The organism is Bradyrhizobium sp. KBS0727, assembly GCF_005937885.2.
Taxonomy (GTDB): domain Bacteria; phylum Pseudomonadota; class Alphaproteobacteria; order Rhizobiales; family Xanthobacteraceae; genus Bradyrhizobium.
This window is the reverse complement of sequence record NZ_CP042176.1, coordinates 4,059,973-4,085,300: the sequence shown is the minus strand read 5'-3', so window position 1 is coordinate 4,085,300 and position 25,328 is coordinate 4,059,973. Positions and strand designations below refer to the sequence as shown.

Below are 25,328 nucleotides of genomic sequence, written 5' to 3'. Positions count from 1 at the left end.
CCCGTCCAAGAAGTGCCCGCTCGGGATGGTAGCTTGGCCGCCCGAGAGTGTCTGGAGGGAAAGTCGGCGCGGAACCGAGGATCATGAAACAGTCCGGTGCGTCGGCGTGTTAGATTCGGCGGGACGCCATACAGGAGGCATTGCCGGGTGCTGTTTCGTGGAGCGGAGACACATACGAGATCGGTTCTGAAGGCTATCAGTTGGCGGACGCTCGGAACGCTCGACACGTTTGCCATCAGCTGGTTCATGACCGGCAAGGTCGAGATCGCCGGTTCGATCGCAGGCCTCGAGGTCATCACCAAGATCGCCTGGTATTACCTGCACGAACGGGTCTGGAGCGCGATTTCCTGGGGGCGGCGTCGGTTACCGTGATCTCAGCTCCTGGCCCGGCACTCAGCTATCCGGCGTTCCTGCCGGTGACCCTGCCTTGCCCCGCGAGCAGGCCCGCCAGTGCGACGACGGCGAAACCCGCGCCGGCCAGGAAGGTGCCTCGGGGGCCGGCGATATCCCAAAGGCCTCCGGCGATGACGCTCGCTGCGAGCATCGCCAGTCCGCCCAGCAGGTTGAAGAACCCATAGGCGGTGCCGCGCAACTCGGCCGGCGCGGTATCCGCGACGAGCGCGGCCAGCAGCCCCTGCGTAAACCCCATATGCAGCCCCCACAGCACGACGCCAAGGGCGACGCCGCCGAGCGACGGCAGCAGCGCCAATGCGACATCGGCGGCAATCAGCAACAGAATGCCGGTCGCGAGCAGGGGGACGCGGTTGATGCGGTCCGAAAGGGCGCCGGCCGGATAGGCCGCGATGGCGTAGATGACGTTCATGACCACCAGCACGGCCGGCAGCAGCGTGATCGGCAGTCCGACATCCCGGGCACGCAGAATCAGGAAGGCTTCGCTGAAGCGCGCCAGCGTGAAGACGGTCGCGACAGCCACCACCCACCAGTAGGTAGCGCCGAGTTTCCTGATTTCGGTCAGGCTGACCGGATTGCGCACGCTGCGCCGATCCTGCGGCCGATCCGGCTCGCGCACGGCCAAACTGATCAGCGCCAGCGACAGAAATCCGGGAATGACGGCGAACCAGAATACCGCCTTGAAATTGTCTGATGTCCACCACATCAGCCCGATAGCGATGAGCGGGCCGACGAACGCGCCGACCGTATCGAGCGACTGGCGCAGACCAAAGCTTGCGCCGCGCAGGTCCGCCGGCGCGAGGTCGGCGACCAGCGCGTCACGGGGCGCGCCGCGAATGCCTTTGCCGATGCGATCGACGAAGCGCGCCGCCACCAGCCAGCCGACTTCAGGTGCGAGAGGAAAGACCGGCTTGGTCAACGCGGCGAGGCCGTAGCCAAACGCTGCGAGCCATTTGCGCCGGCCAAGCCAATCCGAAAGCGCGCCGGAAAAAATCTTGGTGATCGATGCCGTCGCCTCGGCGATGCCTTCGATGGCGCCGACCGTCACCATCGATGTGCCGAACACCGTCACCAGATAGACCGGCAGCAAGGCGTGAATCATCTCCGACGAGATGTCCATCAGCATCGAGACGAAGCCCAGCGTCCAGATGCTGACCGGAATGTCCCTGATCGCGCGGGTCGGCCCGCTGTCGGCTGCCATCTTGCCCTCGCATTCCGTCCAATGCCGCCGCCGCGATCTCCGAGGCGGGCGCGGCATCAGGCGCAAGGGGACATGCCCCGGCGCTTCAACCTTTCAGCAGGCGCCGGCACGCGTCAACAAAGACCTCGGCGCCGGTGACGATGTCCGCGTCATCAGTGTTTTCGGTCCAGTGATGGCTGATGCCGCCGATCGAAGGCACGAACAGCATGGCTGACGGCATGACGGTCGCGAGAACCTGGGCGTCGTGACCGGCGCCGCTCGGCATGCGGATGGATTTGCCGCCGGCAAAGGCCACGCTCGCCGCCTCGATGGCATTCTGGAACGAGGCATCCATCAGCGCCGGCGCGCCGGTGCGGATACGCTCCACCGCGACCGTGCAGCGGCCACGGGCGCTGACGTCGGCGGCCATGCTCCGCAATAGATCCTCCAGGCGGGCGATGACGTCGGCGTCGTCGTCGCGGATCTGGAACAGCATTTCGGCGGCTCCCGGGATGATGCTCGGCGCGCCGGGATCGAGGGTGATGCGGCCGGTGGTCCAGACCGTGCGCGGTCCGCAGTGCGCCGGGAAGCGATCGTCGATATCGACGCAGAACCTCGCCAGCGCCAGCCCGGCATCCCGGCGAACAGCCATCCGAGTCGTGCCGGCGTGATTTTGTTCGCCGGTGAAGGTGATCCGGTATTGCCAGATGCCGACGATGGAGGTGACGACGCCAATCTTGAGACCGCTGCCTTCAAGCGTCTCGCCTTGCTCGATATGCGCCTCCAGATAGCCGATGTGGCGCCCGCGTTGGCAGGCTGCCCGCGCCCGGCCGGCGAGCCCCGCTTCGCGGAGGGCATCGCGCATGGATTTGCCGCTGCTGCGGTCGCGCGCGGCGTCGATTTCGGCGTCGGTGATGCCGCCGGTGTAGGACCGGCTGCCGAGGAAGCTGCCGAAATGACCTTCCTCGTCGCACCAGGACGCGACTTCGACCGTGCCGTGGGCGTTCGGATCGGAATTGACGACGCGGGCGGCTTCAAGCGCGTAGACGACGCCGAGCGGCCCATCGAGCCAGCCCGCATAATTCTGGCTTTCGAGATGCGATCCGGCGAGCAATTTCGGCCCCGGTTTGTCGCTGGTGCCGAGCACGTTGCCGATGCCGTCGATCTCAGCCGTCAGCCCGGCTTCAGGCAGCCGCAGCGCCAGCCACTGCAGCGAGCGGATGTGCGGCTCGGAGAAGGTAGGCTTGTGCACGCCGGACTTGTAGGCGCCGATGGCACGGAGCGCCGTGAGATCCGCGAGCACGCGGGCACCGTCAACCTGTGAACGATTGTCAGGCATGGACCGCCACCTTCAAGGCCTCGGCACGGATCTCCTCGACGAGGCGTTCCTTCAGCCTGACGAATTCAGGCGTGGTCTTGATCTTGTACGATCGCGGATGCGGAAGGTCGACCGGGATCTCGGCCTTGATGCGGCCGGGCCGCGCGCTCATGACGATGACGCGGCTGCCCAGGAAGATGGCCTCTTCGATGTCGTGGGTCACGAACAACACGGTCTTCTGATCGCGCTCCCAGATGCCGAGCAGCATTTCCTGCATCAGCGCACGGGTCTGATTGTCCAATGCGCCGAACGGCTCGTCCAGCAACAGAATCTTGGGGTCGTTGGCGAGCGCGCGGGCAATGGCCGTGCGCTGCTGCATGCCGCCGGAAAGCTGTTTCGGCCAGTGGTTTTCAAAACCGGACAAGCCGACCCGTTCAATGAACCCGTTCGCGATCCCGTTGCGCTCCGCCTCGGAAACCCCGCGTTCGCGCAGGCCGAATGCGATGTTTTCGCGCACCGTCAGCCACGGGAACAAGGTGTACGACTGAAACACCATGCCGCGATCGGCGCCCGGTCCCGCGACCTCTTGCCCGTCGAGAATGACGCGGCCGCTGGTCGGCCGGTCGAGCCCGGCGATGATACGAAGCAGGGTGGATTTTCCGCAGCCCGACGGGCCGAGGATCGTGACGAAGTCATTGTCGCCGACGCTGAGGTCGGTCGGCTCCAGCGCGCGCGTCGGCGTATGCCCCTGGCGGGCAGGGAAGGTGCGGGAGACTTGATCGATCTTCAGCTTGGTCATGCGAATTTCCAGGGAAACAGCCAGGCGTTGAAGGCCTTGAACAGGAAGTCCGATGCGAGGCCGATCAGTCCGATCACGATGATGCCGAAGATGATCTGGCCGGTGTTGAGCAGGGCCTGGCTGTCGGTGATCATGTGTCCGATGCCAGAGGATGAACCGATCAGCTCGGCGACAATGACGTAGGTCCACGCCCAGCCCAGCACGAGCCGCAGGATTTCCGCGATTTCGGGCGCGGACGAGGGCAGCAGCACGCGGCGGATGACGCCGCGGTCGCCGGCGCCGAGCGTATAGGCTGCTTCGACGAGGTCGCGCCTTGTGTTTCCAACGGTGACGGCAATCATCAGGACGATCTGGAATACCGAGCCGATGAAAATGACCAGCAGCTTCTGCAACTCGCCGATACCCGCCCACAGGATCAGCAGCGGGATGAAGGCCGAAGCCGGCAGATAACGGGCAAACGAAACGAACGGCTCGAGGAATGCCTCGATCGGCTTGTAGGCGCCCATCAGGACGCCGAGCGGCACCGCGATGATCGCCGCCAGCACAAAGCCGCCGACCACGCGCCAGATCGTCATGCCGATGTCGAACAGGAAGCCGTGCTTGACGAGCAGTTCCCAGCCTTCCTGCAGCATGGTCAGCGGGTTGGCGAGAAACGTCTTGGAGACGTGACCGCCGAAGGTGGCCCACGCCCACAGGGCGACGAACAGGACGAAGAACGCCAGGCCATAGGCCACGCGTTGCGTGGATGTCACGGGATCGAGAGGGCGTATCAAAGGGCTGTCCTCAAAGCGGGGGGCCGACCGCGGCAGTCCCGCTCCCAGTCGGGAAGCGGGACTGCCGCGGCGCCGGTCGTGTCTACTTGATGAAGCTCGCGTCAAAGAGGTCTTCGGTCTTCGGGATCGCTTTGATGATACCGATCTCGAGCAAGAGGTCGGCGGCTTCCTTGGTGAAAGCCTGGAATTCGCCTGCGAAGAATTTCTGGTTCGCGGCCTTGTCCTGCCAGCGCAGGTATTTTGCCGAATTGCCGAACTGCTCGCCGGACTGCTTCACATCGGCGCCCATGATCTCGTAGGACTTGGCCTGGTCCTTTTCGATCATCGCGACCGCCTCGAAATAGCTGTCGGCCAGCGCCTTGGCGGCTTTCGGATTCTCGGTCAGGAACTTTGGCGTGCAGCCGAAGGTGTCCATGATCATCGGATAGTCGAGGGTAGTGGCGATGATTTTGCCCTTGTCGGGGGCAGTGCGCACCGTCGAGAGATAAGGCTCGTAGGTCAGCGCGGCATCGTTCTGGCCGGACACGAAGGCCTGCGCCGCCGCTGCCGGCTCCAGGTTCACCACGGTGACGTCCTTGAGCGAAAGCCCGTTCTTCTTGAGCATCCAGGCCAGCGTGAAGTAGGGCGCGGTGCCGGGCGCGGACGCTGCGACCGTCTTGCCCTTCAGGTCCTTGATCGATGCGATATCGTTGCGCGTGACCATGCCGTCGGCACCGTAGCTCTTGTCGAGCTGGAAGATCTGCTTGGTGGCAACGCCGTTGGCGTTCCAGGAGATCCAGGTTTCGACCGTGGTCGCCGCGCACTGGATGTCGCCCGACGCAACAGCCAGATGCCGATCCTTCTGCGGGATCTTCTTGATCGTCACATCAAGGCCGTTCTTCTTGAAGATACCGGCCTGATTGGCGAGCGTGAGCGGCGCAAAGCCGGTCCATCCCGAGAGTCCGATGCCGACCTTCACGTCGTCGGCGACGGCTGGTGCGGACACCAGCAAGGCGGCGGCTGCCGCAAACATTCCAAGACTTCGCATGACTGTCTCCCTTTTCCGGTTCATAGATTGCGTCCAGTTTGCCTTTTTGCACCCGTGCGGGCCGCACTTGCGTGTGGTGTTGCGTTCAAGCGCATTGATATCTCTCCCTCAGCCGCCTTTGAAGCGGGCAACCAGTTTGTGAGATTCGCCGGGATAGACGAGGCGCACCGCGGTCAGTGTCCGTTCGCTGCGCCAGGTGTGCCGCTCGATCACGAGGCAGGGCGCGCCAACTGCGATGTCCAGCGCGGATGCCGAATCCTCGTCAGCCGCGATGGCGCTGATCGCGTGCTCGGCTTCCGTCCAGGGGACATGATGCAGCAGCCACGAGCCGGGCGGTTCGATCGCAAAATCGGCCGTCGCCGCCTCGGGCACCGCGTCGAGATCGATCAGCCGGTCCTCGATCGCGAACGGCACGCCATCGGCGCTGTGACGGCTGGTGATTGCGACCACCTTGCCGGTTTTGCGCACGCCGAGACGGGCCCTATCAGTGGCGTTCGCGGCGCGGCGGGAACATTGAATCAACTGATAGCCGTAGCTGCGGCCGAGGGCGGTAATCTCGGCGCGGATGTCGGCAATCTTCAACACTGCCGACAGCAACGTGGGACGGCGGACAAAGGTGCCGGCCCGCCTTCGCCGCTCGATTAGATCGGCTTGGGCCAGTTCCGATAGCGCCTTGCTTACCGTCATTCGCGCGCAGCCATAGCGCTCCATCAGCTCGTGTTCGAACGGAATGCGGTGCCCCGGCGGCCATTCGCCGGTCAGGATACGGCGCTCGATGTCGCGCCGGATCTGCTTGTAGAGCGTCGGTTTGTCGTCGGATTGGGAATTGACGCGACGCGCGGGGAGGCTCATGCCGCGAGCCTCCGCACCGTCGCGTTGAAGATTTCGCGCGCCTGCTGGCGGAGCCGGTGACGTCCGCCTTCAACCACCTTGCTGCCGCCGGCCCAGACGCAATCGACGACCCCCGGACCTGCCGCGAAAATCCAGCCGTCGAGCACCGCATCGCCGTGGCGCCCGGCCAGCGACGGATGACCGGCGTCGAGGGTCACGATGTCGGCGCGCGCGCCGGCCTGCAGTCCGGCCACCGGCTGAGCCAACGCTTGAGCGCCGCCGGCGAGCGCGGCGTCGAGCAGCGCGCGACCGGTCGAGACGCCGGGACCGCCGGACAGTACGTTGCGCTCGCGGTGCTTCAGCCGCTGGCCGTATTCGAGCTGGCGTAGCTCGTCGGCGACGCCGACCAGGACATTGGAATCCGTGCCGACGCCGAACCGGCCGCCCGCGTCGAGGAATTCGCGGCCCGGAAAAATACCGTCGCCGAGGCTTGCCTCGGTCACCGGGCAGAGCCCGGCAACCGCGCCGCTCCTGGCAAGCGCGGCGGTCTCCGCCGCCGTCATGTGGGTCGCATGGATGAGGCACCAGCGCTGATCGAGCGGCGCATGGTCAAGCAGCCATTCAACCGGGCGTCGGCCCGACCAGGCGATGCATTCCTCAACTTCCTTGACCTGTTCGGCGGCATGGATATGCACCGGTCCATTTTCCGCCAAGGGCACGATGGCCGTCAATTCGTCGGGTGTCACAGCCCGCAGACTGTGCGGCGCAATGCCGACATTGGCGCCGGGCAGCGCCCGGACGGCAGCGCGTGTCGCGGCAACCAGGTCGGCGAACTGATCGATCGAGGAAATGAACCGGCGCTGGCCGGGATGCGGCATGGCTCCGCCAAATGAGCTGTGCGCGTAGAAACTCGGCAACAGCGTGAGTCCAATACCGGTGATCTCGGCGGCGCGCGCGATGCGTGTCGCCATCTCGGCCGGATTGGCATAGCGCGCGCCGTCGCGGTCGTGATGGAGATAGTGGAATTCCCCGACGCGCGTGAAGCCTTGCTCCAGCATTTCGGTATAGAGCCAGGTTGCGACGGCTTCGGTATCGTCCGGCGTCATTGCCAATGCAAACCGATACATCACCTCGCGCCAGGTCCAGAACGTATCGGCAGCCGTACCGCGCGTTTCAGCGAGTCCGGCCATGCCGCGCTGGAACGCATGGCTGTGCAGGCTCGCTATTCCGGGGATTGCCAACGCGTGGCGTTCATTCTGGGTGCCCGGCGCAACGCCGGCGGTGACCTTCGTGATGGTTCCGTCGGTCACAACCAGCTGCACGTCATCGGCCCACCCCGAAGGGAGCAGCGCGGATTCGAAATGCAGAGTTAACATGTTTCCAAACCGGCTGGACAGAACACCAACACAATTATATGTCTAGACATATCGAGAGTTGCCGTCAAGCTTCCACCGTGAAGGGAAATGCCACATGGCCGAGCGCTTCGATCGAATCTGGCACAACGCCCGGCTCGCCACGGTGCGGGCGGATATACCCGACCTTGGTGTGATCGAGCACGGCGTGGTCGCGGCGCGCGACGGCCGCATCATCTTCGCAGGCGCGCGCTCTGATTTTCCTGTGGATGTCGACGCAGTGGAGCGGATCGATTGCGCGGGGCGGTGGATCACGCCCGGTCTGGTCGATTGTCATACCCACCTGGTGTTCGGCGGAAACCGCGCGCACGAATTCGAACTGCGGCTGCAGGGGGCAAGCTACGAAGAGATCGCGCGGGCGGGCGGCGGCATTGTCTCGACGGTCGCCGCGACCCGGGCTGCGAGCGAGGCCGACCTTGTCGCCGGCGCACTGCCCAGGCTCGACGCCCTGATTGGCGAGGGCGTGACGACGCTGGAAATCAAGTCCGGCTATGGGCTCAATACGGAAACCGAAATGCGCCAGCTGTCCGCGGTGCGCGCGGTCGGCCGCAGCCGGCCGGTGACGATCCGGACCACGTTTCTCGGTGCGCATGCGCTGCCTCCGGAAGCCGGAGGCGACAAGGACCGCTACATCGACCTTGTTTGCCGGGAGATGTTGCCGGCCGTGGCGCGTGCCGGACTGGCCGATGCCGTCGACGCCTTCATGGAAGGCATTGCATTCTCGGCAGAGCAGACGGCGCGCGTGTTCCGCGCGGCGAAGGCCCTTGGATTGCCGGTCAAGCTGCATGCGGATCAATTGTCGAACCTCGGCGGTGCGGTGCTTGCTTCGGAATTTTCCGCGCTATCCGCCGATCATCTCGAGCACACCGATGAGGCCGGCGCAGCGGCCATGGCGCGGGCGGGAACGGTGGCCGTGCTGCTGCCGGGCGCGTTCTACTTCATTCGCGAGACGACGAAACCTCCGGTAGAGCTGTTCCGGGCTCACGGCGTCAGCATGGCGCTGGCCACCGACTGCAACCCCGGCAGTTCGCCGCTGACGTCGCTGCTGCTGGTCATGAACATGGCTGCAACGCTGTTCCGGATGACCGTTGCCGAATGTCTCGCCGGCGTGACGCGCGAAGGCGCGCGCGCGCTGGGTCTTCTCGGCGAAACCGGCACGCTCGAAGCGGGCAAATGGTGCGATCTCGCGATCTGGGACATCGACCGGCCGGCCGAGCTCGCTTACCGGATCGGCTTCAACCCGCTGCACTGCCGGGTCTGGAGGGGGCAATGAGCGGCGCGGCAACATCGATTGTCGTTTCGCCCGGAAGGGTTGGTCTCGACGATCTGGCGCAGGTGCTGGCGGGCGCGAGCGTTGTGCTCGATCCGTCATTCTGGCCGCGCGTGGAGGCCGCTTGCGTCATTGTTTCGAAAGCCGCGCGCGCGGATACGCCCGCGTACGGAATCAATACCGGATTCGGCAAGTTGGCGTCGAAGCGCATCGCCCCGGATCAGACCGAGCTGCTGCAGCGCAACCTTATCGTGTCGCATTGCTGCGGGGTGGGACGGCCGACGCCGGAGGCCATCGTTCGTCTGATGATGGCGCTGAAGATCGTCTCGCTGGGACGCGGCGCTTCCGGTGTGCGGCGGCAGGTGATCGAGCAACTCCAGGCCATGCTGGCGCGAGGCGTTTATCCGCTGGTGCCGCAGCAGGGGTCGGTAGGCGCATCCGGCGACCTGGCGCCGCTGGCGCATATGACCGCGGTCATGATCGGCGAAGGTCAGGCCACGATCGACGGCAGGCTTGTCCCGGGTCGAGAGGCACTCGCCGCCGCTGGACTTGCGCCGTTGACGCTCGGGCCCAAGGAAGGTCTTGCCTTGATTAACGGGACGCAGTTTTCGACGGCCTATGCCATTTCCGGTCTGTTGCGCGCTCACGGCCTGCTCTGCGCGGCGCTGGTGACCGGCGCGTTGTCGGTCGATGCGGCTATGGCTTCCACGGCGCCGTTTCGTTCCGAGATCCAGCAATTGCGGGGACATGCCGGGCAGATCGCGGCCGGCGCGGCCCTGACCGCGTTGCTGGAGGGTAGCGACATTCGCAAATCGCATCTCGAAGGTGACGAGCGAGTGCAGGATCCCTACTGCCTGCGGTGCCAGCCGCAGGTCGCCGGCGCCGCGCTGGACCTGTTGATACAAGCTGCCCGCACGCTGACCATCGAGGCCAACGCCGTTACGGATAATCCGCTGGTGCTGGTCGAGAGCGGAGAAATCGTCTCGGGTGGAAATTTTCACGCCGAACCGGTCGCGTTCGCCGCCGACCAGATGGCGCTAGCATTGTCCGAGATCGGCGCCATCAGCGAGCGGCGGATTGCCACGCTGGTCGATCCCGCACTGAATTTCGGCCTGCCGCCGTTCCTGACGCCTGAGCCGGGCGTCAACTCCGGATTCATGATCGCCGAAGTGACGGCCGCCGCGCTCTATGCCGAGAACAAGCAGCGCGCGGCGGCCTGTTCGATCGATTCGACGCCGACCAGTGCCAACCAGGAAGATCACGTGTCGATGGCCGCGCACGCGGCGCGACGGTTGTCGGACATGGCCGACAATCTCGCCAACATTGTCGGCATCGAACTGCTGGCTGCCGCGCAGGGCATCGGGCTGCGCGCCCCGCACACGACCAGTCCCGCGCTGGCGGCGGTTGTCGCCGTGCTGCGTGAACTGGTGCCCGCGCTCGGCCACGACCGCTACATGGCCGACGATCTCGCGAAGGCAACGGCGCTGGTGGAAGCCGGCGCCTTGCCTGCGGCCGCGCTGTCGGTGCTTCCAACAAATCCGTTTCCAACGCTTGCCGAGAAAGGTCTGTCATGAACGCCCGATTGGACAACGACCGCACGATCCGCGCGCCCCGCGGGTCCGAGATCAGCGCCAAGAGCTGGCTCACGGAAGCGCCGTTGCGCATGCTGATGAACAATCTCGATCCTGACGTGGCGGAAAAGCCTAGCGAACTCGTCGTCTACGGCGGCATCGGCCGCGCTGCCCGTGACTGGAACAGCTTTGACCGGATCGTTTCGGCTTTGCGAAAGCTCGATGCCGACCAGACGCTGGTCGTGCAGTCCGGCAAGCCTGTCGGAATCTTCCGTACCCATCCCGACGCACCGCGTGTGCTGATCGCGAATTCGAACCTGGTGCCGCACTGGGCGACGCTCGATCACTTCAACCATCTGGACAAGCTCGGACTAATGATGTTCGGGCAGATGACGGCCGGGTCCTGGATCTACATCGGCAGCCAGGGCATCGTGCAGGGCACGTATGAAACATTCGTCGAAGTGGGCCGGCGCCACTATGGCGGCAGCCTTGCGGGCAAGTGGATATTGACGGCGGGTCTCGGCGGCATGGGCGGCGCCCAGCCGTTGGCTGCGACCATGGCCGGGGCATCGATGCTGGCGGTCGAATGCCAGCCGAGCCGCATCGAGATGCGGTTGCGCACCGGCTATCTCGACCGGCGGGCCGAAACGCTGGATCAAGCGCTCGCGATCATGGCGGAGGCGGCACAGACCGGGAAGCCGATCTCGGTCGGCCTGCTTGGCAATGCCGCCGATATTTTCCCGGAGCTGGTCCGGCGTGGCGTGCGGCCCGACATCGTCACCGACCAGACCAGCGCGCACGATCCGATCAACGGCTATCTGCCCAAGGGATGGACGCTGGCGGAGTGGGAGTCGAGGCGCGAGGCCGACCCGAAAGCGGTTGAAGCGGCGGCCAAGACCTCCATGGTCGGCCATGTCCAGGCCATGCTGGATTTCCACGCCCGGGGTATCCCCACGCTCGACTATGGCAACAACATCCGCCAGATGGCGCAGGACATGGGGCTGAAGAACGCGTTCGATTTCCCGGGCTTCGTTCCGGCCTACATCCGCCCGCTGTTCTGTCGCGGGATCGGGCCGTTCCGGTGGGCGGCGCTCTCGGGCGATCCCGAAGACATTTTCCGGACCGACGCCAAGGTCAAGGAGCTGATTCCGGACAACAAGCACCTTCACAACTGGCTCGACATGGCGAAGGCGCGGATCAAGTTCCAGGGGCTGCCGGCGCGGATCTGCTGGGTAGGCCTCGGCGATCGCGATCGGCTCGGCCTGGCGTTCAACGAAATGGTGGCGCGGGGGGAGTTGAAGGCGCCGATCGTCATCGGCCGCGATCATCTCGACAGCGGCTCGGTTGCGAGCCCGAACCGGGAAACCGAAGCCATGCGCGACGGCTCGGATGCGGTGTCCGACTGGCCGCTGCTCAACGCGCTGCTCAACTGCGCGAGCGGGGCGACGTGGGTCTCGCTGCATCACGGCGGCGGCGTTGGCATCGGTTATTCCCAGCACGCCGGCATGGTGATCGTGGCCGACGGTACGCCGGAGGCCGCGCGCCGGATCGCGCGGGTACTGTGGAACGACCCGGCAACGGGGGTCATGCGCCACGCCGATGCGGGCTATGAAACCGCGATTGCCTGTGCCCGGGAGCATGGGCTCGATCTGCCCGGTCTGACTTGAGAGCGCCGTGACGAACGAAGGCCGGCTGAAGCTGTTGCGTGCGCATGAGCATCGGCGCATGCCGTGGAAGAATGGCGGCGGCGTAACGACCGAGATTGCCGTGGCTCCGCCGGATGCGTCGCTGGCATCGTTCGACTGGCGCGTCAGCACGGCTGAAGTGGCAAGCGATGGCGCGTTCTCGCTGTTTCCAGGCATCGACCGCACGCTGCTGCTGCTCGAAGGCCAGGGGATGAGGCTGCAGGTTGGCGATCGATCGCCGCTGACCCTGGTCGTCGGCGGCGAGCCAGCGATCTTCCCCGGCGACAGTCCGGCGTCGGCGTCATTGGTCGATGGCCCGATCCGCGACCTCAATGTGATGACCCGCCGCGGCCACTTCTCGCACAGCGTAAGCGTGGTCGATTTCGCCGGAAGCACAAGCCTGCGGGCCGCGGCCGATATTTCCCTGCTGTTGCTGAGGCATGGCCGGATCAGCCTTCATTCGCCGCATGGCGCGGCAGAACTGGAGCCGGGCGATGCCGTCATCGACGAAGCCGCACGGGCAGGGGATCCGCTGAGGTGCGAAGGCGCGGGCGTGCTGTATCACGTGTCGATCCTGCGAGCGTGAGCTGTCGGCTGCCGGATTCGAGCCCACCAACGTGCGCGCGCTCGTTGCAACTTTCAGGTCAGGACGCGATCGGCTTGCGATAGACGTCCTTCGGCCTGTGGCAAACCCCCGGGGCTTCCTTTGCTTACACAGGCACGGGTAGCTGAGGCTAGAATCCGCCCCCCGACACCAGCAGAACTGCCCCGATCGCCATAAGAAGAATGCCCGGCCAGTTCGTTCCGATCCCCAAGAATCCAAGGCCGCGCCGTGGCGGCTCCAGAGTGTCTCGAACCGGCTGGGAGGAATCACGGCCGCTAAGCTGTCCCCGCCAAATAGTAGCGCGTGCCATGTACAACAGTCCGACAAAAAACAGCAGCGCGCCGAGCCCTATGAGGAACAATCTCGCCTCCTCAAATCGCTGCCCGCATAACGAACCAAGCGCCATGTCTTGCGGTTGGTTCCGGCGCCTGGCGCGGTCAATCTGAATGGAGGGTTATGGCGAGCCCGCGCAGGCGTCGCCGACGGATCCCGCAATCTCTAATGGTGGGCTCGGCCGGCATTCCATTCCCGATTAGAATGAATTGGCAAACCTGCAAGAAAACCCGTGAAATCAGCCTCGTCTGAAAGCTTTGGCGGTCCCTAGCGAAGGGAGATATGCGAACGAAATCAACCGGTTTGCCGCTTTTCTGAGGGCAAATTCGCGCATTGATACACGCGGTCTATTTTGGCTGTTGGCAAACTTTTCCTGCAGCAAGGACCCCTCGGGCAGCAGTGTGTCGCGACGTCCGCTTTGACCGCATAAAGGAGGCCCTCCGGCGCAGTAGGGTGGTCACAATCCTCGCGTGGGAACCTTTCACAACGTCAGACGTTCTTTGCGCCAATGAGCAGCGCCGTCGCCCCGGCGCAGCGAGCGCTGAGGCGTTAGCTTGCGCGGGTGGGAGAGATGCGCATGAGACTCACTCTTTCAGTTATCAAGGCTGACGTTGGCTCCGTTGGCGGGCATACGAAACCGTCCTCACGCATGATGGCAACTGTCGAGGGCGAGGTCGCGAAGGCGATCTGCAATGGTCTACTGATCGACGGTTTCATCTGCCACACCGGCGACGACATTGCGATCATCATGACGCACACACGGGGCGAGGGGAGCTCCGAGGTACATCAACTCGCCTGGAAGACGTTTCTCGCAGCCACGTCGGTTGCGAAAACCTCCGGCCTCTACGGCGCCGGACAGGATCTTCTCGTCGACGCACCTTCGGGAAACATTCGCGGCGCCGGACCGGCCGTCGCCGAGCTCAGCTTCGACCACAGCCTTTCGGGTTCGAGGCCAGCGGAGTCCTTCATGGTATTCGCCGCCGACAAATGCGGCCCCGGCGCCTACAACCTGCCGCTCTACCTCGCCTTCGCCGATCCCATGTATTGCGCCGGGCTGATGCTGCCCCCGATGATCAAGGGTTTCCGTTTCCATGTCATCGACATGGATAATACGGCCGGCGACAGCGTGATCGAACTTGACGCGCCCGCGGACGGCTACCACATTGCCGCGCTGCTCCGCGACAACGAGCGCTTTGGCATCGATCGCATCGTTTCTCGAACGTTTGACGAGGTTGTCGTCGCTGTTTCGGCGCAGCGTCTTCACTCGATCGCAGGCAAGTACACCGGCAAGGACGATCCAGTCGCGATCGTCAGAAACCAGGGGATTTTCCCGGCGCCCGAAGAAATCGTCTCGCCGTTCGCCAAGGCGCACTTCGTAGGCGGGGATGCGCGCGGTTCGCACGTGATGCCGCTCATGCCCGTGCCACTTAACACGCCGGTGACAGGCCTGTACTGCCTGCCGATCGTTTCCTGCGCCGGTTTTTCGATCGACAAGGACGGCCGCTTTTCGGAGTCCTTTACCGATTTCTTCGACAACCCGGCGTGGGACGAGGTCCGCCGGCGTGCCCAGCGCAAGGCAATCGAGATGCGCAGCCAGGGCTGGTCTGGCGCCGCGATGCTGCCCTATTCCGAGCTGGAGTATGGCGGCTTCCGAGACACTGTGTCCGCACTGGTGAAGCGTTTTCGTCTGCGCGAGGAGCGCAAGCCGGAAGCGGCCGAGTAGAGAGCGCTGCGCTAGACCGGCTACTGAGAAGCTTGGAGTTACGGTGACCGTGCAGCATGGCGAGAAAACGCATTGGCATTCTCACGGGCGGCGGCGACGTCCCCGGCCTCAACGCAATCATCAAGACCGTGACTTATCGCGGCAGTGAGAACGACATCGAGGTCGTTGGTTTTCGCCGTGGTTGGGAGGCCCTCACGCACCTGAACCTCGATGACCCGACCAGCAGGTCCCACTACCTCATCCCGCTGGACCGTGAAAACACTCGCACCATCGATCGGCGCGGCGGCACCGTGCTGCACTCGAGCCGCACCAATCCGTCAAAAATGCAAAAGCTGCCCGATCATCTCGTCGGCAAGGACTTTCCAGTCTCCCTGAGCACCAAAGGCGGCATCGCAGCCAAGACGTGGGACCTCACCAGCCAAGTGCTCGCGAACCTCTCGGGGCTCGGCATCGAACATCTGATCGCCATCGGCGGCGACGACACGCTCAGTTATGCGGCCAGACTCAACGAACTCGGCGTCAAGATCATCGCCATCCCCAAGACGATGGACAACGACGTCCGCAACACCGAATACTGCATCGGTTTCTCGACCGCGATCACCCGCGCCAGCGATGCCATCCAGCGGCAGCGTACCACTGTCGGCTCGCACGAGCGAATTGGCATTTTCCGGGTCTTTGGCCGCGATGCCGGATTCACCGCGCTATACACTGCGTACGCGACCTCGATACGATGCGTCATACCGGAGTACAAGGTCAATCTCGACAAACTTGTCCAGTTGCTCATCGAGGAGAAGCGCGCCAACCCAAGCAACTACGCGCTGATCGTGCTCAGCGAGGGCGCCGAGTGGGAGGGCTACAAGCTCCAGGAATACGGCGAGCCCGACGCCTACGGTCACCGCAAGAAGGCCAGCGTGGCCGAAGCGCTTGCCGATGAGATCAAGCGGCGCGCCGGCGAGGAGACGATCACCTCTGACCTCACCTACGACCTGAGATCGGGCGATCCGGACTTCATCGACAAGCTTGTAGCCCTGACTTTCGGTAACATGGCCTACGATGCCATCCTGGAAGGCAAGACCGGCCTCATGTCGGCGCTGGTAGAGGGCCGCTACGACCTCGTGCCCATCCCTGACGCCAGGCTTGGGCCGCGCACATTGGACGTCGCCAGCGCGTACAACACAGAGCGCTACCGTCCCATCTACGCCAACAAGCTGGGGTTGCCGATCTTTCTCAACCGCGCGTCATAGGATGGCGGGCGGTATTTTGGCGCTCCCCAGCGAAGGGCGATATTCGAGCAATATCAAGCGGTTTTCCATTTTTTGGAAGCCGAAAACGTGCATTGATACACATAGTCTATTTCGGCTGTTGGCAAACCGAGCCTTCGGTCCATGCTAGGTCCCGAACCCATTGATATGCGCTTAGTCTCACTCTGGCATTGCGATTGCGAGGTTCGAACGAAGATAGTTGGTCATTGATGTCGTGTTTTGACCTGGGAGAGGGCCGTAAATGGAGATTATCCGAATCAAGCCCCATCCCGCACTTGGCGGCATCGTGCGCTCGTTCGAAGAACGGCGTTCAAATCTCGGAACAACAGTACTCACGTGGCCCTTACCAGCGCGGCCTCACCAGATAATCGATATATATCTGGCGGAACCGTTCAAGCTGCGGGTCGATGGCGGCCCTATGACCCAGGCACCAGAGACGGTCGTCGTTGGGCCGCAAAGTTCTCGCCACACCCAGCTTTATTTGTCTGGTGAAATCCATGTGTTCAACATTTTGTTTCAACCGACTGGTCTCAACCGGTTGGTCGGGATCGACATGACCTCACTCGTCAATGAAGGTATCGCGGCCAGGGATGTCTTCGGCAACCGCGCTTCAGTCCTTAGCGATCTCGTGCGCTCGGCACCGGACTTTCCGGCGCGTGTGGCCGCCGCTGAACGCTATATTGGCGCGATGCTGGATACGCTTGCGCCCGCAGATGCAATCGAAAAAGCTTCACGTTCGATGTTGGCCACGTGTGGTCGCATCCGGATCGAGGATTTGGCTGCGCGATCCGGCCTCAGCGCGCGGCAGTTTCAGCGCCGCTTCACGAGGCAGGTAGGGCTTTCACCGAAACTTTACGCGCGGACCATCCGGTTCGACACAGCTTTGATGATGCACCGCAAGACTCCGGCAAAACCTTGGACGGAGATTGCCCATGCGACCGGATATTTCGACCAAGCGCATTTCGTTCGCGAGTGCCATGCATTGGCCGGTGCCGTACCAAGTCAGTTTATTGGCGATTGGGAGAACATCCTTTCGCCCATACATGACTGAAAAATACAAGCGTCGGATCAAACCAGGAGCAATATTGTTCGAACTTCCTCGCGGACTCTGGGACGGCTGTCGCGATCATCCTTTTTGCGGAGCAAAAGCCATGGTGGTAGGCGAGAAGACAATCCGGCGCTTATTGCTCGTAGCCGCGGCGGCGCTGTTGGCCGCCGCGGCTGGTTCGATCTCTGGCAATGCTGGTGCGGCGGAGAACTTCCCGGCACCGGACGAAATCATCGTGACGTTACTTGGCACCGGCTCTCCAGTACCGAGCACCACTCGATTCGGACCGGCTACGCTGGTTCAAGCCGGAGGGCTTAATCTCCTGTTCGATGCCGGCCGTGGGGTCACCGTAAGGCTCTACCAACTGGGTATGTCGTTCGGCAAAGGCATCGACGCCGTTTTTCTCACGCATTATCATTCGGATCACGTCGAGGGTTTGCCGGATCTCTGGATGACCGGCTACATGTTCGGCCCGTTCGGGTCACGTGCTAAGCCCTTGAGACTGTGGGGACCATCCGACGACACCGCCGGGTTAAACGGCGTGGTAAAGATTGCGAAGGGACTGACCGAAGCGTTTTCGGACGACGTGCGCATTCGGCAGGCCGACGAGCACGTCACCGCAGCGGCAACCGGAATCGAGCCGCACAACTTCGCCCAGGATGGTGTTGTGTTTGAAGAGGGTGGCGTGAAAGTCACCGCGTTTGCGGTCAATCACGGGGACCTTATCAAGCCCTCGGTTGGGTATCGGGTTGATTACGCTTCAAGGTCGGTTACGATTTCAGGCGACACCCAACCCGATGAGAATTTAATTCGGCACGCTGCTGGGACTGATCTTCTGATCCACGAGGTGTTCGCTATCTCGCCTCAACTGGCCGCGGTCCCCGCACTAAAGCCGGTCGCGGATCATCACACCTCACCCGAGCAAGCTGGCACAGTGTTTTCGCAAGTAAAACCGAAGCTCGCCGTGTATACGCATTTCGTCCTGATCGGAACGGCCGGTGAGGAAATCGTCACGCGGACACGGACCACCTATCAAGGTCCGCTGGCGTCGGGCGAAGACCTGATGAGGCTCACAATCGGCAGCAGCGTGTCCCTAAAGAGATGGGACCCCAATCTCGGCGCGTATCCGAAATGAGTAGGGTCTGATGATCTTCCCGTCAGATTCCGGTTTGCCAAATCGGACAAAAACCAAAATCAATTCAAAGCCAATTTTGGAGATTTGGCGCTCCCTAGCGGAATTCCGCTGAAATTGCAAAAACCCTTGTAGATTGGGCATAACCTTAATTTTATTGACTTTCCGGCCTGCTGTAGCGGACATTGTGTCCAACAAAACGTCCAACAGCCGGGGCAAGATGACGGAGCGTCTGACGAAGCGGAACGGGGTCTGGCATTTCGTGCGCCGGGTGCCGGAACCGTATGCGGCGGTGGATCCGCGGGGCATCGTCAAGCTGTCGACCAAGATCAAGGTGGCCGATGATCGCGCCGGCGTCAGGGCCGGTCGCGTCGCCAAGCAGATGGACCTCGATCTGCAGGCCTCCTGGCGGGCGCTGGCCGCCGGAACGGTGCAGCAGGCCAGCATCAACGTCGAGCAGGCCCGCGCGCTCGCACGGGCGCTGGGACTGCACTACAAGCCCGTGGAAGCGGTGGTGCAGGAAGGGCTGGCGGATATCCTCGCGCGGGTCGATCAGCTCGCCCTGGGCGCGCGCCGCGACGATGCGGCCACGACGGCGGCGGTGCTCGGCGGCGTGCCGCTGCCCGAGATCATGCTGTCGACTCTGTGCGACGAATTCTTTGCCGCCAAGCGCACCGCGTCGGCAAAAAAATCGCCGGGCCAGCTCAAGAAATGGATGAACGGCAAGCGCAACGCCGCGGCGCTGCTGATCTCGGTCGTCGGCGACAAGGCCATCCATGCGCTGACACGCGACAATGCCCTGAAATTCGCCGAACATTGGGAACAGCGCGTGCTCGATGACGAGGTCAAGGCCGGCACGGCAAACCGTAACCTGACGCATATCACCGGCATGCTGCGCGCCGTCTCCAAGCGGCACCAGCTGCGACTCGAGCCAGTGTTCGCCGGCACCCGCCTTGAAGGCGACAAGGCGCGATCGCGGCCGCCGTTCACGGCGCCGTTTATCGTCAGCGTCATGCTGGCGCCGGGCGCGCTCGACGCCATGAACGTCGAGGAGCGGGCCGCGGTCCACGTGATCATCAACACCGGGGCACGGCCGTCGGAAATCGTCAACCTGCGCCGGCCGCATATCATCCTCGACAGCAATATCCCGTTTATCCGGATCCGGCCCGACGACCGCGAGCTCAAGACCGACCAGTCCGAGCGCGACATCCCGCTGGTCGGCATTGCGCTCGAGGCGATGCGCGCGTTTCCCGATGGGTTTCCGCGCTACCGCGATAACGGCGATTCGTTCTCGGCGGCGGTCAACAAGTTCTTTGCCGAGCATAGCATGAAGCCGACTGAGCTGCACACGCTGTACTCGCTGCGGCACGGCTTCAAGGATCGGCTGCGCGATGCGCGGGCCCCTGACGAATTGACCAATGAACTGATGGGGCACGCGACCGGCAAGCCGAAATATGGCGACGGCCACGGCCTGGAAGTGAAGCTGCACTATCTCAGCGAAATTGCGCTGGCGCCGGGGATGGTGCTGCGGCCGCAGCTGGTGCGCGTGCCAGGTCTGCACGTGCCAGGTGCCGCCTCGCGCGGCTGACTGGATCGTCGACGTTCCGTAAATCCGCCAGCTCGCGCTCGAGGCGATCGAGCAGGGGCGCATATTTGGTGCCGTGCTTGACGATCACTTCCGATACGATGACGATCGCGCCGAGCAGCCGTTGCTCTGTGATCGGCGTCGGGGTCATTTCCCGCCGTTCCTCCCGTCATAGCCGGCGAGCCATGCGGCCTCGATCTCGTCGCGCAGCTCGGGGTCGGTCGATCGTGGCGCCGGCGGCACCTGGCGCGGCTGATGGGCGGCGCGAGCGGCCTGGCCGCGCAGCCGCCAGAGATCCAGCCGGTGCGCACGGCCGCGCTCGGCAGCGCCGCGGGGCGGTTGGTGTAGGACCGCAGCGGAGGGTGAGCGCATGTTCATCAGGCGGCCTTCTTGGCGGCGAGGATGGAAAGGATCAGCGTTCGGCCTGGTTCGGTTAGGCGGAAGAACGGTCCCTGGAGCGCGCGCTCGGTCGGCGAGCGCCGCCACCAGATTTCGACCAGGCTGCGACGCCACAACGGCGTCATCGCCTCGCGTTGGTCGCGGGTCAGTCGGACCGGATCGCCGCGCGCGCCGCAGACCGCCATCAGTTTCATGGTGGCGATCTGCCGGTTGCTGAGGCGTTCGGGCGCCTTGCTCATGTACGGACTGCCTCGGCATAGACTTTCGGGGCGATGCCGTAGCTCGCCGCCACCACTTCCGCCGGCGTCTCGCCGCGCATGGCGCCGAGGTGGAATTTGCGCCGCGAGCCGTCCGGCTCCAGCGAGCCGTTGGTGGCCTCGATGATGCGGATCTTCTCGCCCTTGACGTTGACTTCCAGCAGCCGGCGCGGAAAGCCGTGCGAGATATCTTCGGCGATCAGTCTGGCCTTGCGCTGTTCGGCATAGAGCTCGAAGCCGCTGCGGCCGTCATATTCGCGCTCGAGCAGGACGCGGCGGAATTCGGCGTTGCTCTCGCTTTCGATCGCGGCGGCGTCGAACTCTTTGGTCTCGATGATCCGCGGCGGCACCCGCAGGCCGTGCCAGGCATGAACACCCCAGCCGTCGCGGAAGCGAACCGCCATGCCGGCCGACGAGTGCAGGCGGCGCTGGGCGTCGAAATGGATCTGCTCCGGGCGGTCGCTGACGAAGGCGATCTCCTTGAACGGATACATCCAGCCGCAGTTGAGCGCGTAGCCCTTGTACGCTTCAAATAATTCCTTGGTGCGCGCGCCATAGCGCGCGCCGATTTTTTCGCCGAACTCGTAGAACGAGAGCCAGTAGGCGTCCTGGCCGCCGATGAAATAGGGATCGACGAAAAGCTGGTCCCGAAGCTGGTCCCGAAGCTGGTCCCGAAGCTGGTCCCGAAGCTGGTCCCGAAGCTGGCCCCAAAGCTGGTCCCGAAGCTGGTCCCGAAGCTGGTCCCGAAGCTGGCCCCAAAGCTGGCCCCGAAGCTGGTCCCGAAGCTGGCCCCAAAGCTGGCCCCGAAGCTGGCCCCGAAGCTGGTCCCGAAGCTGGCCCCGAAGCTGGTCCCGAAGCTGGCCCCGAAGCTGGTCCCGAAGCTGGCCCCAAAGCTGGTCCCAAAGCTGGCCCCAAAGCTGGCCCCGAAGCTGGTCCCAAAGCTGGTCCCGAAGCTGGCCCCAAAGCTGGCCCCGAAGCTTTGCTTCCAGCACCTTGCGCTGGTTTTCGCCGAGCTGCTGCGACATCAGTTTTTCGCAGATCGCGCGGGCGATCAGGCATGCCATCGGCGACGCCAGCACGATCACGGCTTTGGGCGCCGGGCATTCGCCCGCCGCGTACAAAGTTCGGACTGCGCTGCGCGCAGCCTCTTCGTGGATGGGTGCGGTCGCCAAGCCGACCGCACGCCATCGCTCGCGAAGCGCCGGCAACTCGGCATGCTGCTCGGGTGTCATCGTCTCAATCTTCTTCATGGTCGCCTCCGAAAATAAGGTTGCAAATCGCCGTCCCCAGCCAGGCGCCGGCAGCTTCGCCAACCGCCCACCATTGATCGAACCAGACGAGGCCGATCAGGCAGGAGGCGGCGAGGGCAGCGGCATCCATCGAATTCATCTCAGTCGGCGACGACGCGTTCTTCGGCGCCGGCGCTTTCGACCTGGCGGCCGATCAGGTAACTCCCCGGCGGCAGGCGGATGCCGTCGTGCTCCTCGTGGGTGAGGGCCATCGGCGCGCCTGATACCACCAGGCAGCCGACGGCGAGATCGGCGCGGGTGAGAATGCCGCGGCGGACCATTTCCGAAACCGCGACATCGTCGCGGTACAGATGCGCGGTGCCGGTCACCTGCTCGACGTTTTTCTTGGTCATGCCGCCGAACGCCTTGCGCAGTCGCGGCGACTTCGTCGCCAGCAACGGATCGCCGGTCTCGCGCGGCTGTGCCTGGAAGTGACGCTGGTGCAGGTCGATCGCGTGGTGATGGCCGGAGACTTCGCCTTCCTGCAGGATCAGCCGTCCTTTGACCGGGCTGATTTCCTGCGAGGTGGCGATGGTGATGTCGACCGGGATCGGGATGATCGAGACGTCGCCCTGAAAGGCCTGCCCCTTGCTCGGATCGTAGTCGCGGATATTCATCGTGAACTTCTCCTGCCCCTGTGAATCGCCGGGGCGCACGTACACGCGATACAAAAAATGTTTCAGGTTTTCCCCTCCGGCCGCTGACAGGCGATCAGCTGCACGCGATCGCCGACGCGCTCGGCGCGGCCGGCGTTGACGAGGCGGGTGACGACGCTGTCGGCAATCGAGCGGGTGCCGAACCGCCAGCGATCGCCGTGGCGTTCGAACGCGGCGAATTTCAACAGCCGCAGCATGGTGTAGTCGGCGGAATACAGCGGCATCATCCGGCTCCGCCCTGCGGGCTACACCGGACATGGCGGCAACCCGTCATGCGCGGGCTCATGCCAGCACTGCCTTGCGATCGGCGACGGCGCGGGCATCGTCGGCATGGGCCTTCAGCTGGTCCGCGCGCCAGCCCATCTGGATCAGGTCGAGAAACTGGACGTGGCCGGCGCTGGCGAAGCGGGTGAGGAAATCATCGGCGAGCTGGGCGATCGCTGCCGTTCCCTTGAGGTCGGCGCGGCACGGCGAGACAACGTGCGGGGCGATCTTGCCGGCGATCGCCTGGCGTCGCGCGTGCGCCTGTCGGATCATCGCGCGGGCGGCCTCGGCCTGGTCGCGCGCAGCCAGCAGGGCCGCGAGCGTCTGCCGGCGGAGGATCCGGCCGCTGCGATCCCTAACCGGGTCGAGATAGCGGCCGACCTGCCGCTCGCGGATATCGACATAGCGGCCGATCGGCGTGAGGTAGGCAAAGCCGTGGTCGACCAGGGCGTCGCGGAATTCTTTCGGGGAAAGGTCGAGGTGGGCGCGGCGAGGGGCCAAGGGTGATTCTCCCGTGCTGAAGCGGGGGATTTATCTGAATTTACACGAATAATGTCAACATGATTTATGTTGATATAGACGGGCATTCTCCCTGAAATACTTTTTCCGTTTCAGGGGGCTGCAAATGTTGATTTCCCGTATCTTGAGTTGCCTTGCCGCGGCCTGCCTTGTGGTGCTGGCCAATGCTGCGATGGCCCAGGCTATGAGGGAGGTCACGCTCCCGATCGACGGGACAATCCACTTGCAGATGGGAGAAACCCGCTTTTTCAGGTTTGAGAACCCAATCGATCGGATTGACATCCCGGTACAAAATCTTGTCGAGATCACACCCCGAAGCGACAGCACGATCGCGTTCAAGGCCATCACCGAGGGGGTGTCTACCGTCGAGCTCAGCCGGGCTGACGGGAAGGGCATTCAGCGCCTGCAGGTGATTGTTGGACCGCATCAGGTGAAGATTTACGGCCTTCCCGGAGAGGCCGATTACGTCGGCTTCTTGTGTGACCCTTACGGCTGCGGTGCCGGCCAGGGCTCAAACCGGAACAAGCCGAGCTCGGAAGCGGTGACCACGCGAATCCCGACCGGCAATGGCGGCTTCTTCGAACGCACCCGCAGTTTCCAGTGATACCTAGGCCGGCTTTGCTTTCTTGATCTGCTGCTGCAGCTGTTTTGCCTTTTTGGAATTGGACAAGGCCCGCCAGCTGCCGCGGCGGACCACGGCGTGAACGCCCGCCACCGATTGAAGCCTCACATTGTGCATCGGTGGCGCATTGTGGCTCATCAGGTCGTAATGGTCCTTCCGTGAGCCCTCCACAATCCGCTTCAGATACCTACTGCCGTCGGCCGTCGTGACCAGCGCCTCGGGAACGTTGAGCATCTCGCTGATGGCGTAGGGCCTTGTGAACACGACGATGACGTCGCCGTCATCGTAGCGCGGCCACATGGAATCGCCGTTGATCCGGTATGCGATCGCCTCTTCCGGAAGTGAAAACGGCAGTTCGATTTCGTCGAGCCCCTCATGACCAAGATTTTCGACACTGGTGTCGATCGTTCCGCCGGCACCGACCAGGCCCGCGACCTTAACCATGTTGGAGCGGTTGACCTCGCCCTCCCTGGCCAGCAGCCAGCCGGCCGAGACCTTGAATGTCCGGGCATAGATTTTGACGGTATCCACAGGAATAAGATTTTGGCCGTTTTCATGCGCGGCGTAGGTCGACGTAGGCCAGCCGAACCGCTTCGCCGCAGCCATTGCTGAAGGAAAACCGGCCTTTTCGCGCGCATACCGGAGGCGCTCACCCATCGTATCCATGGGCACATGATCACAAATTGTGTTGACACAAGTCATGTTGACGCGATCAACACGAATCATGTAGGTCCGAGCCATGCCCGAGATTGATTCGCCCAAAACCGTTGACGATGTCTTCGAGGCCTTCGGGGGGCCCAGCGCGTTCTCGCGTGTGCTGGAGTTGAAGGGGTCGTCGACAGGATCGGAAATGAAGCGCCGCGGCCGCATCTCAGTCGGGTTGTGGCCGCGCATCATCCAACTCGCCTCCGAACGCAACATCGACTGGCTCACCTATGAATGTCTCGCGCTGATGCACGCGCGGAAAGCGCAGTCCGCCGACGGTCAGCGGGTGACATCATGACAGGCGCCACCACCACCACCAGCCCTTCAATCGACTGCGCCAGCGCGCTGCCTTTGCGGCCAACACCTCGGCGCGCCATTCGCGCAGCACGCGCGAGATCCTGTCCTCAATCTCCGTTGCGTCCTGGTTGCGTTCGCCGCGTCTCGCCTCGTCGTGATCGGAGATCCCTGCCATGCCGCAAACTCCCACAACGCATTTCTACCTGGCGCTGTCCGGCGCCGTCGTTTTCGCGGGCCTGATCCTGATCCGGCTCGCGCACTGATCTCCGCTTTCCTGTTCCAAAAGGGGAACTCATGCTGCGACCGCTAGCGCGAAAGGCGAAGCCAGCCAAATCGGGGCGTTTCCGGATCCGGAA

Annotated in this window: 27 protein-coding genes; 11 read left to right on the top strand and 16 right to left on the bottom strand. The window is 63.7% G+C overall.

Annotation, left to right across the window (positions count from 1 at the left end):
* Positions 1-147 precede the first annotated feature (147 nt).
* Positions 148-372 carry a DUF2061 domain-containing protein gene (locus FFI89_RS18985; RefSeq protein WP_138829221.1) on the top strand — a complete coding sequence of 75 codons (225 nt, stop codon included), beginning with the start codon at positions 148-150 and terminating at the stop codon, positions 370-372.
* Between the two features lie 25 nt (positions 373-397).
* Here FFI89_RS18985 and FFI89_RS18980 read toward each other — a convergent pair whose 3' ends face one another.
* The 7 genes from FFI89_RS18980 to FFI89_RS18950 all read right to left on the bottom strand — a co-directional run bounded on the left by FFI89_RS18980 (position 398) and on the right by FFI89_RS18950 (position 7,715).
* Complete coding sequence (locus tag FFI89_RS18980; RefSeq protein ID WP_138829220.1) at positions 398-1,612, bottom strand: MFS transporter; 1,215 nt, start codon at positions 1,610-1,612, stop codon at positions 398-400.
* An 85-nt stretch (positions 1,613-1,697) separates the two neighbouring features.
* Entirely contained in the window at positions 1,698-2,930 is a 1,233-nt protein-coding gene (locus tag FFI89_RS18975) for a Zn-dependent hydrolase (RefSeq protein ID WP_138829219.1), read from the bottom strand.
* A complete protein-coding gene (locus FFI89_RS18970; RefSeq protein WP_168212949.1) occupies positions 2,923-3,708 on the bottom strand; it encodes an ABC transporter ATP-binding protein in 786 nt (261 codons plus the stop codon). The genes FFI89_RS18975 and FFI89_RS18970 overlap by 8 nt, the downstream gene beginning before the upstream one ends.
* On the bottom strand, positions 3,705-4,478 hold the full coding sequence (locus FFI89_RS18965; protein WP_138835460.1) for an ABC transporter permease: 774 nt from the start codon (positions 4,476-4,478) through the stop codon (positions 3,705-3,707). Before FFI89_RS18965 ends, FFI89_RS18970 begins: the two co-directional genes overlap by 4 nt.
* Positions 4,479-4,563: 85 nt before the next feature.
* Positions 4,564-5,508 carry an ABC transporter substrate-binding protein gene (locus FFI89_RS18960; RefSeq protein WP_138829218.1) on the bottom strand — a complete coding sequence of 315 codons (945 nt, stop codon included), beginning with the start codon at positions 5,506-5,508 and terminating at the stop codon, positions 4,564-4,566.
* A 108-nt stretch (positions 5,509-5,616) separates the two neighbouring features.
* A complete protein-coding gene (hutC, locus tag FFI89_RS18955; protein WP_138829217.1) occupies positions 5,617-6,360 on the bottom strand; it encodes a histidine utilization repressor in 744 nt (247 codons plus the stop codon).
* Positions 6,357-7,715 (bottom strand): formimidoylglutamate deiminase, encoded by a 1,359-nt coding sequence (locus FFI89_RS18950; protein WP_138829216.1) that lies wholly within the window; start codon positions 7,713-7,715, stop codon positions 6,357-6,359. The genes hutC and FFI89_RS18950 overlap by 4 nt, the downstream gene beginning before the upstream one ends.
* Before the next feature lie 94 nt (positions 7,716-7,809).
* On the opposite strand from FFI89_RS18950, the gene hutI reads away from it, so the two are divergent.
* The 9 genes from hutI (at position 7,810) to FFI89_RS18900 (ending at position 19,967) form a co-directional block, all read left to right on the top strand.
* On the top strand, positions 7,810-9,024 hold the full coding sequence (gene hutI, locus FFI89_RS18945; protein WP_138829215.1) for an imidazolonepropionase: 1,215 nt from the start codon (positions 7,810-7,812) through the stop codon (positions 9,022-9,024).
* On the top strand, positions 9,021-10,595 hold the full coding sequence (gene hutH / locus FFI89_RS18940; RefSeq protein WP_138829214.1) for a histidine ammonia-lyase: 1,575 nt from the start codon (positions 9,021-9,023) through the stop codon (positions 10,593-10,595). The genes hutI and hutH overlap by 4 nt, the downstream gene beginning before the upstream one ends.
* A complete protein-coding gene (hutU, locus tag FFI89_RS18935; protein ID WP_138829213.1) occupies positions 10,592-12,259 on the top strand; it encodes a urocanate hydratase in 1,668 nt (555 codons plus the stop codon). The genes hutH and hutU overlap by 4 nt, the downstream gene beginning before the upstream one ends.
* Positions 12,260-12,266: 7 nt before the next feature.
* Positions 12,267-12,863: a HutD family protein gene (locus tag FFI89_RS18930; RefSeq protein WP_246669190.1), complete on the top strand. Its 597-nt coding sequence runs from the start codon at positions 12,267-12,269 to the stop codon at positions 12,861-12,863.
* Positions 12,864-13,785: 922 nt separating this feature from the next.
* A complete protein-coding gene (locus tag FFI89_RS18920; protein ID WP_305764647.1) occupies positions 13,786-14,937 on the top strand; it encodes a fructose-1,6-bisphosphatase in 1,152 nt (383 codons plus the stop codon).
* 56 nt (positions 14,938-14,993) lie between these two features.
* Positions 14,994-16,181, top strand: a complete 1,188-nt coding sequence (locus tag FFI89_RS18915; RefSeq protein WP_138829212.1) for a 6-phosphofructokinase — start codon at positions 14,994-14,996, stop codon at positions 16,179-16,181.
* Positions 16,182-16,440: 259 nt separating this feature from the next.
* Positions 16,441-17,250: a helix-turn-helix transcriptional regulator gene (locus FFI89_RS18910; RefSeq protein ID WP_138829211.1), complete on the top strand. Its 810-nt coding sequence runs from the start codon at positions 16,441-16,443 to the stop codon at positions 17,248-17,250.
* A gap of 34 nt (positions 17,251-17,284) precedes the next feature.
* Positions 17,285-18,382 (top strand): MBL fold metallo-hydrolase, encoded by a 1,098-nt coding sequence (locus tag FFI89_RS18905; RefSeq protein ID WP_210249011.1) that lies wholly within the window; start codon positions 17,285-17,287, stop codon positions 18,380-18,382.
* Positions 18,383-18,599: 217 nt separating this feature from the next.
* Positions 18,600-19,967 carry a tyrosine-type recombinase/integrase gene (locus FFI89_RS18900; protein ID WP_138829210.1) on the top strand — a complete coding sequence of 456 codons (1,368 nt, stop codon included), beginning with the start codon at positions 18,600-18,602 and terminating at the stop codon, positions 19,965-19,967.
* Positions 19,968-20,111: 144 nt separating this feature from the next.
* On the opposite strand, the gene FFI89_RS18890 is transcribed toward FFI89_RS18900, so the two are convergent.
* From FFI89_RS18890 to FFI89_RS18865, 7 genes are all read right to left on the bottom strand, one after another.
* Positions 20,112-20,342: a hypothetical protein gene (locus tag FFI89_RS18890; protein WP_138829208.1), complete on the bottom strand. Its 231-nt coding sequence runs from the start codon at positions 20,340-20,342 to the stop codon at positions 20,112-20,114.
* Positions 20,342-20,602, bottom strand: a complete 261-nt coding sequence (locus tag FFI89_RS18885) for a hypothetical protein (protein WP_138829207.1) — start codon at positions 20,600-20,602, stop codon at positions 20,342-20,344. The genes FFI89_RS18890 and FFI89_RS18885 overlap by 1 nt, the downstream gene beginning before the upstream one ends.
* Positions 20,599-21,870, bottom strand: coding sequence for a DUF6745 domain-containing protein (locus FFI89_RS18880; RefSeq protein WP_144642454.1), 1,272 nt, complete (start codon positions 21,868-21,870; stop codon positions 20,599-20,601). The genes FFI89_RS18885 and FFI89_RS18880 overlap by 4 nt, the downstream gene beginning before the upstream one ends.
* Complete coding sequence (locus FFI89_RS34440) at positions 21,857-22,000, bottom strand: hypothetical protein (protein WP_168212948.1); 144 nt, start codon at positions 21,998-22,000, stop codon at positions 21,857-21,859. Before FFI89_RS34440 ends, FFI89_RS18880 begins: the two co-directional genes overlap by 14 nt.
* A 10-nt stretch (positions 22,001-22,010) precedes the next feature.
* Positions 22,011-22,526 (bottom strand): hypothetical protein, encoded by a 516-nt coding sequence (locus FFI89_RS18875; protein ID WP_138839140.1) that lies wholly within the window; start codon positions 22,524-22,526, stop codon positions 22,011-22,013.
* 62 nt (positions 22,527-22,588) lie between these two features.
* On the bottom strand, positions 22,589-22,789 hold the full coding sequence (locus FFI89_RS18870) for a hypothetical protein (protein ID WP_138839138.1): 201 nt from the start codon (positions 22,787-22,789) through the stop codon (positions 22,589-22,591).
* 58 nt (positions 22,790-22,847) lie between these two features.
* Positions 22,848-23,330, bottom strand: a complete 483-nt coding sequence (locus FFI89_RS18865) for a phospholipase (protein ID WP_138839136.1) — start codon at positions 23,328-23,330, stop codon at positions 22,848-22,850.
* A 124-nt stretch (positions 23,331-23,454) separates the two neighbouring features.
* Here FFI89_RS18865 and FFI89_RS18860 point away from each other — a divergent pair, with 124 nt between their 5' ends.
* A complete protein-coding gene (locus FFI89_RS18860) occupies positions 23,455-23,952 on the top strand; it encodes a pilus assembly protein N-terminal domain-containing protein (RefSeq protein ID WP_138839135.1) in 498 nt (165 codons plus the stop codon).
* 3 nt (positions 23,953-23,955) lie between these two features.
* Here FFI89_RS18860 and FFI89_RS18855 read toward each other — a convergent pair whose 3' ends face one another.
* Positions 23,956-24,867 carry a S24 family peptidase gene (locus FFI89_RS18855; RefSeq protein WP_168212947.1) on the bottom strand — a complete coding sequence of 304 codons (912 nt, stop codon included), beginning with the start codon at positions 24,865-24,867 and terminating at the stop codon, positions 23,956-23,958.
* A 100-nt stretch (positions 24,868-24,967) separates the two neighbouring features.
* Positions 24,968-25,147, bottom strand: a complete 180-nt coding sequence (locus tag FFI89_RS18850) for a hypothetical protein (RefSeq protein ID WP_138839131.1) — start codon at positions 25,145-25,147, stop codon at positions 24,968-24,970.
* Positions 25,148-25,328 lie beyond the last annotated feature (181 nt).

What these genes read in the sequence shown, in the direction of transcription:
- FFI89_RS18980 (WP_138829220.1), bottom strand. Translation starts at nt 1,612, where the DNA reads ATGGCAGCCGACAGCGGGCCGACCCGCGCGATCAGGGACATTCCGGTC.
- FFI89_RS18975 (WP_138829219.1), bottom strand. Translation starts at nt 2,930, where the DNA reads ATGCCTGACAATCGTTCACAGGTTGACGGTGCCCGCGTGCTCGCGGAT.
- FFI89_RS18970 (WP_168212949.1), bottom strand. Translation starts at nt 3,708, where the DNA reads ATGACCAAGCTGAAGATCGATCAAGTCTCCCGCACCTTCCCTGCCCGC.
- FFI89_RS18960 (WP_138829218.1), bottom strand. Translation starts at nt 5,508, where the DNA reads ATGCGAAGTCTTGGAATGTTTGCGGCAGCCGCCGCCTTGCTGGTGTCC.
- hutC (WP_138829217.1), bottom strand. Translation starts at nt 6,360, where the DNA reads ATGAGCCTCCCCGCGCGTCGCGTCAATTCCCAATCCGACGACAAACCG.
- FFI89_RS18950 (WP_138829216.1), bottom strand. Translation starts at nt 7,715, where the DNA reads ATGTTAACTCTGCATTTCGAATCCGCGCTGCTCCCTTCGGGGTGGGCC.
- hutI (WP_138829215.1), top strand. Translation starts at nt 7,810, where the DNA reads ATGGCCGAGCGCTTCGATCGAATCTGGCACAACGCCCGGCTCGCCACG.
- hutH (WP_138829214.1), top strand. Translation starts at nt 9,021, where the DNA reads ATGAGCGGCGCGGCAACATCGATTGTCGTTTCGCCCGGAAGGGTTGGT.
- hutU (WP_138829213.1), top strand. Translation starts at nt 10,592, where the DNA reads ATGAACGCCCGATTGGACAACGACCGCACGATCCGCGCGCCCCGCGGG.
- FFI89_RS18920 (WP_305764647.1), top strand. Translation starts at nt 13,786, where the DNA reads ATGCGCATGAGACTCACTCTTTCAGTTATCAAGGCTGACGTTGGCTCC.
- FFI89_RS18915 (WP_138829212.1), top strand. Translation starts at nt 14,994, where the DNA reads ATGGCGAGAAAACGCATTGGCATTCTCACGGGCGGCGGCGACGTCCCC.
- FFI89_RS18910 (WP_138829211.1), top strand. Translation starts at nt 16,441, where the DNA reads ATGGAGATTATCCGAATCAAGCCCCATCCCGCACTTGGCGGCATCGTG.
- FFI89_RS18900 (WP_138829210.1), top strand. Translation starts at nt 18,600, where the DNA reads ATGACGGAGCGTCTGACGAAGCGGAACGGGGTCTGGCATTTCGTGCGC.
- FFI89_RS18890 (WP_138829208.1), bottom strand. Translation starts at nt 20,342, where the DNA reads ATGAACATGCGCTCACCCTCCGCTGCGGTCCTACACCAACCGCCCCGC.
- FFI89_RS18885 (WP_138829207.1), bottom strand. Translation starts at nt 20,602, where the DNA reads ATGAGCAAGGCGCCCGAACGCCTCAGCAACCGGCAGATCGCCACCATG.
- FFI89_RS18880 (WP_144642454.1), bottom strand. Translation starts at nt 21,870, where the DNA reads ATGAAGAAGATTGAGACGATGACACCCGAGCAGCATGCCGAGTTGCCG.
- FFI89_RS34440 (WP_168212948.1), bottom strand. Translation starts at nt 22,000, where the DNA reads ATGGATGCCGCTGCCCTCGCCGCCTCCTGCCTGATCGGCCTCGTCTGG.
- FFI89_RS18875 (WP_138839140.1), bottom strand. Translation starts at nt 22,526, where the DNA reads ATGAATATCCGCGACTACGATCCGAGCAAGGGGCAGGCCTTTCAGGGC.
- FFI89_RS18870 (WP_138839138.1), bottom strand. Translation starts at nt 22,789, where the DNA reads ATGCCGCTGTATTCCGCCGACTACACCATGCTGCGGCTGTTGAAATTC.
- FFI89_RS18860 (WP_138839135.1), top strand. Translation starts at nt 23,455, where the DNA reads ATGTTGATTTCCCGTATCTTGAGTTGCCTTGCCGCGGCCTGCCTTGTG.
- FFI89_RS18855 (WP_168212947.1), bottom strand. Translation starts at nt 24,867, where the DNA reads ATGATGCGCGGCCACAACCCGACTGAGATGCGGCCGCGGCGCTTCATT.
- FFI89_RS18850 (WP_138839131.1), bottom strand. Translation starts at nt 25,147, where the DNA reads ATGGCAGGGATCTCCGATCACGACGAGGCGAGACGCGGCGAACGCAAC.